The organism is Mesorhizobium sp. CA16 (assembly GCF_020165175.1).
GTDB lineage: Bacteria > Pseudomonadota > Alphaproteobacteria > Rhizobiales > Rhizobiaceae > Mesorhizobium.
In genome coordinates this window covers 213,636-228,512 of record NZ_JAIUHP010000008.1, presented here as the reverse complement: position 1 = coordinate 228,512, position 14,877 = coordinate 213,636, and the positions used below count along the sequence as shown (strand labels likewise).

10 protein-coding genes and 1 pseudogene are annotated in these 14,877 nt (G+C 61.1%); 8 read left to right on the top strand and 3 right to left on the bottom strand.

Annotated elements, in window-relative coordinates:
- The 5 genes and pseudogenes from LB525_RS14200 to LB525_RS28570 all read left to right on the top strand — a co-directional run bounded on the left by LB525_RS14200 (position 1) and on the right by LB525_RS28570 (position 2,974).
- Positions 1-648: a response regulator gene (locus LB525_RS14200; RefSeq protein WP_224545073.1), complete on the top strand. Its 648-nt coding sequence runs from the start codon at positions 1-3 to the stop codon at positions 646-648.
- A 196-nt stretch (positions 649-844) separates the two neighbouring features.
- Positions 845-1,780 carry a helix-turn-helix domain-containing protein gene (locus LB525_RS28645; RefSeq protein WP_224545072.1) on the top strand — a complete coding sequence of 312 codons (936 nt, stop codon included), beginning with the start codon at positions 845-847 and terminating at the stop codon, positions 1,778-1,780.
- Between the two features lie 483 nt (positions 1,781-2,263).
- Positions 2,264-2,632 (top strand): phage integrase N-terminal SAM-like domain-containing protein, encoded by a 369-nt coding sequence (locus LB525_RS14190; RefSeq protein WP_224523679.1) that lies wholly within the window; start codon positions 2,264-2,266, stop codon positions 2,630-2,632.
- Positions 2,623-2,802: pseudogene (locus LB525_RS28725) on the top strand (ectoine/hydroxyectoine ABC transporter ATP-binding protein EhuA); the annotation flags it as partial. The gene LB525_RS14190 and the pseudogene LB525_RS28725, both read left to right, overlap by 10 nt.
- Before the next feature lie 40 nt (positions 2,803-2,842).
- The gene (locus LB525_RS28570) at positions 2,843-2,974 is read left to right on the top strand and encodes a hypothetical protein (RefSeq protein WP_263492784.1); all 132 of its coding nucleotides are present in this window, start codon (positions 2,843-2,845) and stop codon (positions 2,972-2,974) included.
- A 190-nt stretch (positions 2,975-3,164) separates the two neighbouring features.
- Here the strand turns inward: LB525_RS28570 and LB525_RS14180 are convergent, their stop codons facing one another.
- Positions 3,165-5,450 carry a mechanosensitive ion channel family protein gene (locus LB525_RS14180; protein WP_224545071.1) on the bottom strand — a complete coding sequence of 762 codons (2,286 nt, stop codon included), beginning with the start codon at positions 5,448-5,450 and terminating at the stop codon, positions 3,165-3,167.
- A 180-nt stretch (positions 5,451-5,630) separates the two neighbouring features.
- On the opposite strand from LB525_RS14180, the gene LB525_RS14175 reads away from it, so the two are divergent.
- Together LB525_RS14175 and LB525_RS14170 are read left to right on the top strand one after the other, a co-directional pair.
- Positions 5,631-5,849, top strand: coding sequence for a glycosyltransferase family 2 protein (locus tag LB525_RS14175; RefSeq protein ID WP_140846269.1), 219 nt, complete (start codon positions 5,631-5,633; stop codon positions 5,847-5,849).
- 6 nt (positions 5,850-5,855) lie between these two features.
- Positions 5,856-8,753 carry a glycosyltransferase gene (locus tag LB525_RS14170; RefSeq protein ID WP_411971026.1) on the top strand — a complete coding sequence of 966 codons (2,898 nt, stop codon included), beginning with the start codon at positions 5,856-5,858 and terminating at the stop codon, positions 8,751-8,753.
- Positions 8,754-8,813: 60 nt separating this feature from the next.
- Here the strand turns inward: LB525_RS14170 and LB525_RS14165 are convergent, their stop codons facing one another.
- Together LB525_RS14165 and LB525_RS14160 are read right to left on the bottom strand one after the other, a co-directional pair.
- Complete coding sequence (locus LB525_RS14165; RefSeq protein ID WP_140846267.1) at positions 8,814-9,494, bottom strand: redoxin domain-containing protein; 681 nt, start codon at positions 9,492-9,494, stop codon at positions 8,814-8,816.
- Positions 9,495-9,513: 19 nt separating this feature from the next.
- A complete protein-coding gene (locus tag LB525_RS14160) occupies positions 9,514-12,813 on the bottom strand; it encodes an adenylate/guanylate cyclase domain-containing protein (protein WP_224545069.1) in 3,300 nt (1,099 codons plus the stop codon).
- Between the two features lie 242 nt (positions 12,814-13,055).
- On the opposite strand from LB525_RS14160, the gene LB525_RS14155 reads away from it, so the two are divergent.
- The gene (locus LB525_RS14155; protein WP_224545068.1) at positions 13,056-14,828 is read left to right on the top strand and encodes an adenylate/guanylate cyclase domain-containing protein; all 1,773 of its coding nucleotides are present in this window, start codon (positions 13,056-13,058) and stop codon (positions 14,826-14,828) included.
- The last annotated feature ends 49 nt before the right edge of the window (positions 14,829-14,877 follow it).

The window sequence follows — 14,877 nt, the reverse complement described above, 5'->3', positions numbered from 1 at the left end:
ATGAGCGTTGCGCCCGAAAAAATGCCAAAGGCCAAGATCAGGGTTCTAATTGCCGACGACCACGTAACGGTGCGCGAAGGCTTGGCCGCAATCATCGGCCGTCAGCCGGACATGCTGGTCGTCGCGGAAGCCGCAACCGGCCGTGATGCCGTCGATTTCTGGCGGCAGCAGCATCCTGACGTCGTGCTGCTCGACCTGCGTATGCCGGTTCTCGACGGTGTCGCGGCTATGGGCGAAATCCGGCAGCAGGATCCTTCCGCGCGCGTTGTCGTTTTGACGACCTTCGACACGGACCATGAGATTTCCCGCGCCATCAAAGCCGGTGCCCGTGGCTACCTGTTGAAGGACGCTCAGCGGGAAGATCTACTCGACTGCATTCGCAAGGTTCATGCAGGGGAAATCTGTATCCCGTCGCTGCTGGTCGCAAAGCTTGCAGCTGCCGTCAGCAGCGAAGAACTCAGCGGCCGCGAGATGCACGTGCTGACGCTGCTGGCGCAGGGCAAGGGAAACAAGGAGATCGGCCTAAATCTGCACATCAGCGAAACGACTGTGAAGTCGCATTTACGCAGCATCTTCAACAAGCTCAATGTTCTAAGCCGGACCGAAGCGATCTCCGTCGCCAGCCGGCGGGGTCTGGTTCAGTTTTAGCAGATCACAGGCTCAAGATCTTCTCGCGCTTCTGTCGGCGTCCCGGCTGCGCTTGCGGGCTTCGTTCGAAAGTATGAGTCGACGCCGGGCCATTGGAAGTATCGGAAATTCCACCGCTTCACCAATTTCGCGAGACCTCCGCGAAGTGCATCCTATCGGCATTGCAGGGACGTTGTGCTGCCGCGAGGGACAACCGGTGAACAGTCAAACGACCGATCGTTTAGGCGAAACGACGACGGGCTTCATGGCAGCCGCCGAGAAAAGGGTTGCGCACAGACAGATGCGATGCTTGACCGGCGTTAGTGTCGAAGTCGCCCACCTGCATGGTCCCGGTCGGCATCTGGAGGACCTAGGGTCAAACCGGCCGCGACTGACCGCGATCCTGGAGCAGATCGGCGGCCGCGCGGAAATGCTTCTGACGCCCTTCTGCCCGACCCAGTCCATGCCTCCCTCCGCGGGAGGGGCTGTCAGACATCTCACCTTCGTGCCAGCCGGGGTACCTCTCTGGCAGTTTACCCGACAGTGCCACTACATCCGCCGGCTGGTCGTCGATTTCGATCTTCCTGAACTGGCGGTACACTTCGGTGAAGCCTTCGAGTTTACATCCCGCCTTACGCCGCGTGTAATGTTCCACGACAACCGCCTCCTGGCTCTGGTTGAATTGCTGGCCGATGCCTGCATTCACACCCACCCAGATGATCGCCTCTATGGAGATAGCCTCGCCCTGGCGATATCGTACAATCTGTTCGGCTTGAGAGGGCAGGAGGAAAAACGGGGTGGACTTACCCCCGCACGGCTCCGCCGAGTGACCGTGCTCATGGAGCAGAGTCTACCCAGAGCCATCCCTTTAAAGGACTTGGCCGATATGATCGGACTTTCCGAGGGCTATTTTGCTCGTGCTTTCAAGGCTTCTACAGGAATGTCGCCGCATCGCTGGTATCTTGCCGCGAAGATACGAGAAGCACAAAAAGCGCTGCTTCAAACAAGCGACGCGCTGGTTCAAGTGGCACTTGCCAACGGATTTGCCGATCAGAGCCATTTTACGCGTGCCTTCAGAACGATCACTGGCTACTCACCCGGGGCTTGGCGCAGGAGCCATCCGACACAGGAATCCGATTTTGCCGCTGCCTAAGGCGCGATACATCGCGCCTGGGCGTCCTAACTTGCTCGATCGCGTATCGATCAAACAATAAGGCCGCCCCCGGTTAGACCGGGACGGTTATTGATTTATGATGAAAGTGTTTGCGGGGACGGCCAGCCACTGAAACCGACATTCGCTGGTCGTCAGGTTTTGATCGTGGCTGTGAAGTCTGAAATGGCGCAGATATTCGGAAGAAGTCACCGCTTCCTTGTTTGTCATTTCGGCAGACCAAAACGAGTGCTTACCGCGTTATCGCCGCATTCCGAGCTTCACCAATCGTCGTCCGCTAGCCTCAGGGGACTGCCCTCCCAATGAATGTTCGAGATGACCGAATTGAAGCCCGAAGAACGAACCCGCTGCGCGGGATGGGCGCGTGGGGTGAGGTAGAGATCACGAGCCGGACGTCGCGCTCGCATTGAGGGTGGTTCGGCAGCGGCAGAGCATCACGGGGCTTCTTCAACAAGGAGCCTGACCATGCCCTATCCTGTACTTGATGCACCTATCAGTCCACTTCGTCAGCGGCTGATTGACGACATGAACATGCGGCGTTTCTCACGGGAGACGCAGCGCAACTATCTGGGCGACATCGGACGCCTGGCGACGTTCCTCGGGCGTTCACCAGACACAGCGACCACCGACGACCTGCGCCGGTTCCAGATCGAGCAGCAGGACGACGGTGTTCCCGTGCCGAGGATGAACAGCATCGTGTCGGCGCTGCGCTTCTTCTTCACACATACGGTCGATCGTCCCGATCTGGCGACGGGCCTGCGCAAGAGCTACGAGCAGATGGAAGTGTTGAAAGGCATCGACTTCGAGATGGCCGCCGGCCAGAGATCGCGCTGATCGGCCCCTCGGGCTCTGGCAAGGCCACCTGCCTGCGCTGCCTGAGGAGCCGAGCGCCGGGAAATCCATCTCGATGGCGAACGGATCGGCGTCAACCGCGGCCGGCCGATGAACGATCGCCGTTCGCCCCGCAACGCGCCGAAATGGGAATGGTCTTCCAGCTGTCCAATCTCTGGCCGCATCTTTCGGTGACGGAGAACGTCGCGATCCGTGCGCAAGGTGCGCGGGCTTCCCGCCAGGGAAGCGAAGGAGCTGGCGCTGGAGATGCTCGCCAAGGTCCACATGACCCACCGCGTCCACGACGAACCAACCTCGGCGCTCGATCCGGAACTGGGTGCATGAGGTGCTGAAGCGGCCGGCAGGACGAACTTGCCGTCGACCTGCTTGAACTGGGCTCATTTCTCCTCCAGCCTCTTTCGAAACATCACCGAATGCGGCAATGATCGGTCCGAGGGACACGGAAAGAAAGAGTATCTCTGCCACGGGCGATACGCGGAAAGCTGTACTGTGACTCGCAGGTGTCACAGCTTTCCTACTCCGTTGTGCTGGCTTTTTTTCTGCGCCGATTGGTGTGCGACTGCGCGACGGCCACTTTCAACTCGGGTGTGATCTCCAACGGCGCGTTCCCATGGGGGTTCTGCAGCCCCTCGACGTGGACGGTCGGGAATGGGAGTTCGATGCCCTGCTCCTTGAAGACCTGGCGGAGACGTACATAGAATTTGCGTTTCATGTTGAAGGCGCCTCCCGGTCTGGTTGTGGCCTTGACCCTCAATACGATGCCGTACTCGCCGAACTCCTGTACACCCTGCATTTTGATCGGTTCGAGCACCCAGTGTTTGAACTCGGGATCTTCCGCCAGTTCGAGCCCGATCCGCTTGATTAGCTTGCGGGCGAAGTCGATATCGGTGTCATAGCCGACGGTGATATTGAATTTGTCGATAACCCAGTCACGGCTCTGGTTCTGAACTGCCCCGAGTTCACCGAAAGGTATCGTGAACAGCGGACCACGATGGTGGCGCAACTTCACCGAGCGCAGCGAAAAGCTTTCCACAGTACCCTTGTAATTGCCCGAGGAAATATATTCGCCGACACGAAACGCATCATCGAGCAGAAAAAACACGCCCGAAATGATGTCCTTGACGATGGTTTGTGCCCCAAAGCCCACCGCGACGCCGACGACGCCAGCGCCAGCGATCAGCGGGCCAATCTGGATACCCAGCGAGGCGAGCATCATAAGCACCGCCATCACTATGATCGATGCGAGCAGAATGTTCTGGAGGATAGGCAAGAGCGTGTGCAGCCGCGCCTGCTGCGGATCGAGGATCGGGACGTCCTCGTCGCCCATCACAGGGTGCGGTGTTTCGATGCCCAGCTTTCGTTCGATCAAAGCTTTGATGATCGACCAGCCGAAATCGGCTGCGAGGGCAATGACCACGACATTGATCAGGCCACGCAATACGACCGTGGTCGTCGTATCGCTGTCCCGCATCGACTGCATGTCCAGGCCCCAGACACGCGCGAGAAAATAAGCCGCCGCCAGGATCAAGATCATCCGGACTCCGCGGTCGATGACAGCGATCGTCACCGCCGGGATCGTAGGCCGGCCAGCATCCTCCGAACCCGGCCGCAGGACGAAATTGACCCCGCGCTGCGTCAGCACGACCGCCAAAGGCAGGAAGAATGCGGCGAAGGTAAACCAGAATAATATATTGAGGCCGGCGATGCGCAGCAGGAACAGAACGACGAAATAAGCAGTCAATAGCCATGTCGCTGCCGTGTGGCCGCTTTGGTGCGCACCGTCTCGCTGTGTTCTTGGTCGACGCCAAACCGCAAGCAGCAAGAGCAACAGCAGTACGAAATCGGCGCCCGTTGACAGGACCAGCATTCCGTCCCGATCGATGCCGAGACCCGGCAAGAGGATAAACGCCGCGCCGAAGAAGGCGAAGACGCCGACGATCCGGGGTAGCCAATAGAACCAATGGTCGGCCGTTTCGTTGGTGATCGGCAAAGCACGAACCTCGACGGCGTTCTCGACTTTCATGAAGGAAGGGACGAGCATGGCTGCGAGGTACATGCGCACACCCGCCGTAACGACCGCAGCCATCAGAAATGTCAGCACGATCTCGCGGATAAGCATTGGCCAGTCGAACAACATGAACGCGCCGGCGCTGCCCAGCGCGAACGATACGATCAGCAGGCTGGAATAAAGCGTGCGGCCGCCAATCTTCTTGGCTCGCCCAATCGGCGTATCCTTCGACTGCGCGATGATCCAAAGACGAAACGGACGGGTGAGCCTGTACATTGCCCAGGTGAGCGCCACGCCGGCGGCGATGAAGATCGCAATCAGCATGAATACGCCGGCAGAGCCCTTGCTTGACATATCGTCCATGGTCTCCGTGCGAACGCGCGCGAACTGACCTGGCAGCAAAGGCACGGTTCGCGCAATTCTTTCGATATGATGCTTGATCCGATCGAGCGTCGAGGATGCCATCGTATTCATCTGGCCCGGTGCGGCCGCGGGGTCAGACGATATGTCGGCCGGCGAAGCTCCCGCCTCGGCAGGCGCTCCCGTCGGCCCGGAGCCCTGCTTTCGCTGTTCGGCCACCCAGGCCTTCACTGACGGATCGTCGAGAAGCTCGAACAGCTGTTTGACCTTTTCAGGCGGGACGGCCGCCGGCGCCTGTGCCTGTACCGGACCGGCCAACAAGAGGGCGATCCCAAGGACGAGCGACCCGGCAATCACCGCCAGCAGTGCCGTCAGATCTCCGAAATGTCGTGCCGGGCGCGCCAGATACCCGGCTCCCAATCGTCGATTCATGAGTGGCATCGTGGTTTAACCTTCCCTCAAATCGGCAGGCAACGACGTCTATGTCCCCCATTACTCCTACCTTGAAGAAGCCGAAGTTGTGGTGCAAGACTTCATCGTTCCGAGCTAGACCGTTGCGCCGGGCACGTTTTTGACATTCGCCGACCTCTTGCCGAAGAAAACGAAAGCTCGATGATCCAGGACAATGCTACCGCAGGCGGTGTGATACCGATGTTCGATGCCAAGAAAACCATCGGCGCAACGCTTGCCGGCATCCGCCGGAAGACCTACCAGGTACTGGATATAGTCGTGATGGATGATGGGTCGACGGACGGATCGGCGTCGATTGTGACGGCCTGCGCCGAGAAAGACCAACGCATCCTGTTCCACCTTCGAACTAGGCGCGGGTAGGACGGCGTGGCGTCTAATCCTTTGGTTTCAATCGTGGTTCCTGCGCACAACGCGGAGGTAACGCTGGCGCGCGCGCTCGATTGCCTTCTCGATCAGGAAATAGTGGATTGGGAGGCGATCATCGTCGACGACGCCTCCACGGACCGCACCCCCGCTATCATTGCCGGTTATGCGGAGCACGATGCCCGATTTCGGGCGTTGAGGTCTTGCGCGTATAGCGCCGCCGGCGCGCGCAATAGCGGGATTTCGACAGCGCGCGGCCAATGGCTCATGTTTCTGGACGCGGACGATTGGGTGGATGCCAGCTTCCTTGCGAAAATGCTGGCCGCATTGAAAACCACGCCCGATGCAGTGGCCGCCTATTGCGGTTCTCGGCGCGTGATGCCCGATGGCGAACTCACCCCGTCGAGCATCTCAACTGAGGTTGCGATCCAGCCCTTCGAAACTTTCGCCCGCCGGTGTGCCATTCGCACTCACGCGCTGCTGGTCGACCGGGAGACAATTGTCGAGTTGGGCGGTTTCGATGTGTCGCTGCGCACCTGCGAGGACTGGGATCTGTGGCAGCGCCTCGCACGTCTAGGCAAACGTTGGGTGATGGTCGACGAGCCGCTCGCTTTCTATAGCGTCAGCCCCAACTCGCTCTCCCGCAATTCGACGCAGATGCTGGCAGATGCGGAAATCGTGATCGCCCGCGGCTTTTCTCCTGATCCCAGGGTCAAACACCCAGCATCGGCTCACGCCAATGGAGCGATCGAGGCGAACGGCCGCACCGCTTCCCAGGCACTCGCGTGGTTCGCACTGTGGAACGCCGCGTCGGATTGCGGCGGCGGCTCGCACTCGATCAACCCGCAGTCCCTGCGCGCGCTCCCGGCAGGACGTAAGTGGGCGCGTGAGGTCGCCAAGGTGGTCTTCGATGGCCTTTTGGTAGGAAGCCTATCGGTGCCAACGCAACTGGCTGCCAGATGGGAGAGGTTCGGCGGCTCTCTCACCGAGCTGATCATCGAACTCGGCAAGATCTGGGACGATCCCGCTGCGGGTCGCCGCGTCCAGTATCACCTTGAGCAAATGCTTCTCGACTTCGACGATCTCGCCGCGCCGCGCAGACTGGCACGGACACTGGGAATTCGCGTCGACGCTCGAAATCCGATCTCGATAGAATTGCCGGAAGGAATCGACCAAATTTATGCCTATCTGATGGTGGACGGCCGGATCGGGGCCCGCGTGCAGTTCGGCGCGCTCGGGAAAGTGACAAGGAGCCATTGGATTAAGCTGGCCTCGCAGAGCGGCGTTGCCGACGATTCAAACCTGTCTGCAGCCGAGGCGTCGTTGCCCATGGCGGAGCATCCGTCTGATCCGGACAGCCACTTCGGCGAACTCGCCCGATTGGTCGCTGAAGCGCAGGGGCTGGTTCGGTCGAGCGCCGAAATTACAGAGCCTCTTGCAGTGCCGCGCCGTCCACGGGCCGCGGATGACCACGACAATGATCGCACGTCTTTCTGGAATCGTTATTTCGCGACGGAGGACCCCTGGAACTACAGTTCACCCTATGAGCAGGAAAAATATGAGCGGCAGCTCGAAATTCTGCCTGCCGGTCCTATCGGACGGGCGCTTGAGCTGGCCTGCGCGGAGGGCCACTTCACGCGGCAGCTGGCGCCGCGAGTGGGCCATTTGACCGCAACTGACATCTCCGCCATAGCCATCGGGCGGGCGCGCGCGCGATGCAGCGATCAGCCGAATGTTGAATTCGGTGTGCTGGATTTCTCGGCGGACACGCTGCCAGGTGGGATGGATCTGATCGTCTGTTCGGAAGTGCTCTACTACCTGGATGATCTCGCCGAGTTGCGGCGTATCGCCAAGAAATTTGTTGAGGCGTTGGCGCCTGGCGGCAGTTTTATCAGCGCACACGCATTCGTACTCCGTGACAATGTTGAAAGGACGGGCTTCGACTGGAACACTTTCGGCGCACAAGCGATCTCAGAGACGCTGGCAGCGACTGAAGGCCTCGTCCTCGAGCAATCGATCCAGACCGAGCTCTATCGCATAGACCGCTTCCACCGCCTGTCACCATACGACGTGGCGACGGAACCGATGATTGATCATGTGCCGATCCGCGCACCCATCGGTATTGGGGTCGCGCGAAATATCGTTTGGGGCGGGGCACGGGCCTTGCGCCGCGACGTCGCACGTAGCGAGCGGCGGCAGCGTATCCCTGTCCTTATGTATCACAGCGTCGCCGATGATGGTCCGGCCGCGCTCGCCCGTTTTCGGTGCACGCCCGCCGCATTCGAAGGCCAGATGGCATGGCTGCGTTCCAATGGCTTTCACGCGATTATGTCCGAGCAGCTGGAATGGTCCATTGCCAACCGCCACCCTTTCGTTGGCCGCCCAGTGCTCATCACTTTCGATGACGGCTTCCAGAACTTTGCCGACCATGCCTGGCCGACCTTGCGCAAGAACGACCTGACCGCGGAAGTATTCCTGGTGACGGACTTGGTGGGCAAAAGTGCCCAGTGGGACGCCCACAGTGGTCCGCCGACGCAGCTTATGGACGCCGGGATGGTGCGACGCCTCGCCGGCGAAGGTGCGTTCTTCGGAAGCCATCTGGCGACGCATCGCGCGATCGATGGTCTGTCGAGTTCTGACTTGGCCGCCGAGCTCCTGCGCTCCCGTATGTTCATCGAACGGTGGACCGGTCGTCCAACCACGACGTTCACGGCACCATTCTCTGTCACCGACCGACGGCTTGGCCGGCTGGCCAAAGAGTGCGGCTATCGGATCGGCTTCGGCGGCAAACACGGGCCGGCGGACCTCGATTGCGACCCCATCGACCTTCCGCGCATCGAGGTTCGCGGGGATCGCTCGCTCGACGACTTTGTTGCCACTGTCGAGGCCGTACTCGAATGAACGGTGAACAAACCTCTTCTGCTTTTTTGTCGGTGTCCGCCGACTACCTTGGTCGCAAGTCTATTGGGCGACCTGGGACACGGCTGACATCAGCTCCTGCGGGTTCGGCGCCCCAAACATGTATCGCCCACCCTCTGGGACTTCAGTGAAGCTCCAGCGGACGACCCCCTGACGGTCCAGCAGGAACTGACCGATCAGTTGTCCGTGACCCGTTGCCATCATCTGCTCGTCGGCCTCGGTCACTTCGTAATGGTCCTTCTTGTCGAGGAATTCGCTGGCCGCAAAAGGATCCATGGGAGCGGGCAACTCGCCTGGTATGTCGACCCGCATATCCTTTGCCGCTGTCATCGAGACCTTGTACGGCCAGTTCGTTTCGTCTTGGGTGAATTCGAGGTTGGGCAGTCCAAAGGCACGATGTGAAGCGCGTTCGGGGTCGGAAGCCGCAAGCAGATTCGGCATCGGGTGGTAGCGGAAATAGAGACGCGCCCGCTCAATCGGCGTGTTGACCACCGTCAGGCTTTCCACCCCCTTTTCGCGCAGTTCCGGATCAAGCCGCGCCTGGGCTGCGATATGGCGCCGGCAGAACGCACAATGGAGACCTCGAAACAGGCCGACCAGCACCGGTTTTTGTCCGCGGAAGTCGTCAAGCGCGATCTTGCCTTCCTGGGTGATGGCGTCGAGCACCACGTTCGGCGCACGATCGCCCGGTTGAAGCGGTACCAAGTCAATACGCGCGGACATTTTTCAACCTCCCACCCGGCTAATCGAGAAAAGGCAGCACCACAAGCGCTTCCGGGTCGAGCCCGTGCTGGGCGCATATTCCCTGCGCCAGGGAAAAGTAGCGTTCAGCCTCGGCCAGATTGTCGAGGTCGAGGTTAAGCGTTGCAAGGCCATCATAGCACGGAAACAGCAGTTGGGGCTCACTCGTTTCGCGCGCTACGTCCAGTGCTTCTTGGAACAAGCCAACCGCCAGTTCCGGACGACCGTTGCACTGGTGGATCTGCCCAAGCACGATCAACGGCACCGGCAGGTGCTCGCGCTGGTCGAGCGCCCGGTCGATCTCGATGGCCTTCTCGGCAGCAGGCACGCCCTCCGTTGGGCAGCGATCCGTGAAAGTGCAACAAGCAACCGCCAGGTTGGCGAGGAGGCGCGCCTGGAAGCCCAAATCACCAATATGGCGCGCCACTTCAAGACCGCGGCGACAGACCTTTATGGCCTGTGCCGGATCGATGGTCGTGTAGAGCACGCCGAGATTGGTGTAGCCGCGGCAGGCCGCGCCCAGCAGACCGGCGGCTTCGGCCAATTCGATGCTGCGCTCAATCTGACGCACGGCTTCATGGTCTCGCCCAAGGCGAGCCAGCGCAACAGCCTTGGTATTGAGTGCCTCGGCGGTCACAAGAGTGGCATCACGCCCCATCTCTGAGGCATGCTCGGCTGTCAGAGTGCGTACGCAATCCAGCGCCGCGTCTGCCCATTTTGCCGCGAGAGCGTGATCTCCGCCACGAAACGCCTGTCGGCCACGTTCTTGCCAGAGATGCGCCTGCTCGACCGGGGCATCCGCGCCATCGAGAAGCGCTGCCGCTTCGGCATAACTGGATTCTGCGTTGTCCCGCTTGCCGACGTCCCAGAACAGCCGACCGACCTTGCGCAAAACTCGCGCCGAAGCGACGCGATCGCCCGACTCGCGATATGCCTGCAAGACCGTCTCGTAGTGCTGGTGCGCGATCTCGCGGCGGCCTAGCGGACCGCTCAAATCGGCAATGCGCTCTGCAATTGCCAGTTTGAGCGGTGTTTGCCCGACCGCGCCCAACGCAGTCATGGCTCGCTCGTAGAAACGAAGGGCGTCGTCGTTGGCATATATCATGCGAGCGCGATCGCCCGCCGCCTGCAGGTATTGCGCGCCCCTTTCCCGCTCGGCGCTCTGTGCGAAATGATGGCCGAGCACGGTCAAATCCTCGAGCCGTTCCGGCTTGTCGCCGCACAGTTGCTCCAAGGCGGCACCGATCCGTCCATGAATGTCGGTCCGGCGTTGCAGGAGCAGATTCTGATAGATCACGTCCTGCAGCAATGTTTGCGTAAAGCGGTAGCTTTGCGATGAGACCGAACCTGATCCGGCAACTTCCTCGATGATTTCCGCATCGCAAAGCAGTTCGCAGCCGGCTTCCAGGCGGCCTGGGTCGGCTGTCACGGCTTTTAGAAGTGTGGCATCGAAGCGCGGGCCGATTACCGCGGCTTCCTGGGCCAACCGCCGCACCTCTTGGGGCAGCCGGTCGACGCGGGCAAGCAACATTGCCTGGATAGTGGCGGGAATGCCGGTTGCGACTTGGCCTGCCACAGTCCGCCATCGCTGGCCCACGCGCACCAGAATACCGCGATCGATAAGGCCACGAACAATCTCCTCTATGAAAAGCGGGTTGCCGCCCGCGCGCTCGAGGATCTGGTCGGGAAGCCCTCCTGCGGTGTTTACCCAGCTCTCGCCGAAAAGCGCCGCCAGCAGGCTACGACCGTCATCACCGTTGAGCGGCGAAAGCCTGAGCGCCGTGTGACTGACTCGACTTGAGTCGAGCTGGTTGTTGTGCGGCGCCGGACGATGCGTGACCAGCAACATCAACCGCGTGCGTTCCAACCTGTCCATCACGAAACGCAGTGCCTCGAGCGACACGGCGTCGGCCCAGTGGAGGTCTTCGACGACAATCAACAGCGGCGACAACGCAAGCCGCCGTTCGATGATCGTGCGGACCGCGTAGAGAATTTGCCGCCGCAGTTGCTCGGGCTCGACATACTGCAAGGTGGCGTCGGGGTCGCCAAGCCCAAGCACATGGTAGAGCAAAGGCATCAGCCGCTTCACCTCCTCGCCCTGCAGGCCGAGATCGGTAAGCAAGTCTGCGAGCTTGCCCCGCATTTCCTCCCCACTGTCGTTTTGCATCATCCCGGCAGCGCTGCGCACCACTGCACCCAAAGCGCCGAATGATTGTTCGCCAAGCGGCGAGCACGTGGCCTGCCGCACGGCGACGTTGCGAAAACGATCCTCGTCGCCGACGCGGGCGACGAACTCCCTCACCAGCCGCGATTTCCCGATACCGGCTTCTCCGACGAGGCGGACAAGCTGGGCCGAGCCGCCGCACGCCTGATCAAGGCTGGCCAGCATTCTATTGAGCTCCGCACCGCGGCCTATTATCGGCGCGCTGAGGCCGAGCGCCTCGAGCCCGCGCGCTGCACGCGGCGCCGCAAGCGGTCCATCCAGTCGGTGGACGAGCACGCTGCCAGCCTTGCCGCGAAGCACGACATCACCCAGCGACTCGTAAGCAAAGGCATGCCGGGTCAGCCTGTGAGTGAGCTCGCCAACCAGCACCTCACCCGGTGCGGCCAGCGATTGCAGGCGTTGCGCCGTATTCACCGTATCGCCGGTTACCGAATAGGATTTGGCGGTACCGATGCCCAATCCCCCAGTAACGACCGGACCAGTGTTTATGCCGATGTGAAGCAACAGAGGCGAGCCGGAGTGGAAGGTGCTTTCGCCGAGCCGTGCCGTCCGGGCCATCATGTCGAGAGCGGCGCGAAGCGCGCGTTCCGGATCGTCCTCATGCGCGACCGGTGCACCGAACAAGGCAAGCAGTGCATCGCCGATGAACTTGTCGACGAAACCGCCAAAGTTTCGCACTGCCGCTGTCAATTCCTTGAACAGTTCGTTCTGCAGCGTTTGCATGACCTCTGGGTCGAGCTGCTCGCTGAGTGTGGTGAAGCCGCAAAGGTCGGCGAACAAGACCGTTACCGTCCTGCGATCGGCGTCAGAGACGGGATGCAGCCCGTCTTCGCTTTCGATGTTTGCAAGCAGCGACGGAGTTCGAGAAGGCGGCACAATGGTCCGGCTTGGTGTCGGATCAGGCCGTTCGACGGCTTTTGCCGGCGCACCGACGCTTGTCCCACATTTCGGACAGAACTCGAAATCAGGTGCGCAGACGTAGCCACAACTGGAGCATGGCACGGGCTGGCGCCTGCCACACCTCGGACAGAAAGCGTAACCGTCCTCAACCTCGAAACCGCAGCCCGCGCAGTCCATCGAACAAGACCTCACCAGGGGCCGTGACGGCGTGATCTAGCTACGCACTTCACGGCCGGGTATTCACACAAGGATGAACCGATAGCCGTCGACCAGCAAGCGGCAACGCAAATGGGCATCGAGCGATTAGTGTGGGTTCTGTGGCAGAGCGCTGTCGATTCGGGCGGCTGCCTGGCCGTCCCTTGCGAAAGTTCCCTCTTACCCTCCGTCTTCCTGCTATCCTGGAAATGAGGAGACGACCCATGAGCGAGAATCGTAAGCTAGCGGCAATCCTGGCTGCCGATGTGGTCGGATACAGCCGGCTCGCGAGCGCGGACGAAGATCGTACTTTGGCGAGGTTGCGGGCGCTGCGCAGCGACCTGATCGATCCGACCATCGAAGTGCACCACGGGCGGGTGATCAAGCGCACCGGGGATGGAGCGCTGGTCGAGTTCCGCAGCGTGGTGGATGCCGTGCGCTGTGCCGTTGAGGTTCAGAACGGCATGGTCGAGCGCAATGCCGGCGTGCCGCAGGACCGCCGCATCGAGTTCAGGATCGGCATCCATCTGGGCGATGTGGTCGAAGAGAGCGACGGCGACCTGATGGGCGACGGCGTCAACATCGCCTCGCGTTTGGAGGGCGTCGCGGCGCCCGGTGCCATCTGCCTGTCCGAGGATGCCTATCGCCAGGTCAAGGCGAGGCTCGACCTCTCGGTCAGCGATCTCGGCAGCACACAGCTCAAGAACATCGCCGAGCCGATCCGGGTCTATTCGCTGCAAGTCGGCAGCGCCGGAACCAAGGCGGCCGCGACCTCGGAAACCGCGACGGAGCGACCGGCGACGGCAGCGCCGCCGAAGCTATCGATCGCCGTCCTGCCGTTTGCCAACATGAGTGGTGACGCCGAACAGGATTACTTCGCCGACGGCATCTCTGAAGACATCATCACCGCGCTGTCCAAACTGTCGCAGCTCTTCGTTATCGCACGCAATTCGTCGTTCACCTTCAAGGGCCAGAATGTCCGTGTGCAGGAGGTGGGCACGAAGCTCGGCGTGCGGCATGTACTCGAGGGCAGCGTACGCAAGTCGGGGAACAGGGTGCGCATTACCGCGCAGCTCATCGATGCAGCCTCGGGCGGCCATCTTTGGGCGGAGCGGTTCGATCGCGACCTGACCGACATATTCGCCGTGCAGGACGACGTGACGCAGCAGATCGTCGGTGCGTTGGCGCTCAATCTGACTGCGCGCGACCGTCAGCGGCTGGCGCCCGAGTATGCGCGCAACACGGAGGCGTATGACTATTTCCTACGGGGCCGAGAGCTGTGGCACCGGCTGACGAAGGAGACGAACGTCGCAGCCCGCGACCTCTTGCAACGTGCCATCGAACTTGACCCGAAATTTGCCTCTGCCCACGCCTTCCTCGCCCTGACGCACGGGCTCGATTACCTGAACAGGTGGAGTGGGTCGCCGCCGGAATCGATGGCGCAAGCGGAAGAGGCTGCGACGCGAGCGGTAACGCTGGATGAGAGCGATCCCTGGGCGCACTGGGCGTTGGCTATCGTCAAGCTGTATACACGACGGCACGATAAGGCCATCAACGAAGCCGAGCACGCGATAGCCCTCAATCCGAACTTCGCCGAAGGGCACGTGATCCTCGGCGAGGCGCTGCACTATTCGGGCAGGTCCGAAGAGGCGCTCGAGAGTTTCGCCCGGGGCAAGACCTTGAATCCATACTTTCCGGATGTGCTTCTGCATTTCCAGGCTTTGGCATCGTTTCAACTCGGAAGGTACGAAGAGGCCGTTGACCTCTTGCTGCAACGGCTGGCTCGCAACGCTGCCACCGATGTCTCGCGCGCGCTTCTGGCCGCCAGCTACGGCCATCTGGGCCGTTTCGACGAGGCCCGTGGGGCATGGCAGGAGGTGCTGCGCGTCAATCCGGACTATTCGCTGGACTACCGACGCAAAGTCTTGCCCTACAAGAACCCTGCCGATTTCGAACTCGTCGTGGACGGGCTCCGCAAGGCCGGTATCGTGCAATGACAGGTGAGGCCAAGTCAGGTCTGGCCTTGAACTGCAGCCGATCGCGATG

Excerpts from the sequence above, each read along its gene's own strand:
- LB525_RS14200 (WP_224545073.1), top strand. The coding sequence starts at position 1 with ATGAGCGTTGCGCCCGAAAAAATGCCAAAGGCCAAGATCAGGGTTCTA.
- LB525_RS14190 (WP_224523679.1), top strand. The coding sequence starts at position 2,264 with ATGCCCTATCCTGTACTTGATGCACCTATCAGTCCACTTCGTCAGCGG.
- LB525_RS14180 (WP_224545071.1), bottom strand. The coding sequence starts at position 5,450 with ATGAATCGACGATTGGGAGCCGGGTATCTGGCGCGCCCGGCACGACAT.
- LB525_RS14175 (WP_140846269.1), top strand. The coding sequence starts at position 5,631 with ATGATCCAGGACAATGCTACCGCAGGCGGTGTGATACCGATGTTCGAT.
- LB525_RS14165 (WP_140846267.1), bottom strand. The coding sequence starts at position 9,494 with ATGTCCGCGCGTATTGACTTGGTACCGCTTCAACCGGGCGATCGTGCG.
- LB525_RS14160 (WP_224545069.1), bottom strand. The coding sequence starts at position 12,813 with ATGGACTGCGCGGGCTGCGGTTTCGAGGTTGAGGACGGTTACGCTTTC.
- LB525_RS14155 (WP_224545068.1), top strand. The coding sequence starts at position 13,056 with ATGAGCGAGAATCGTAAGCTAGCGGCAATCCTGGCTGCCGATGTGGTC.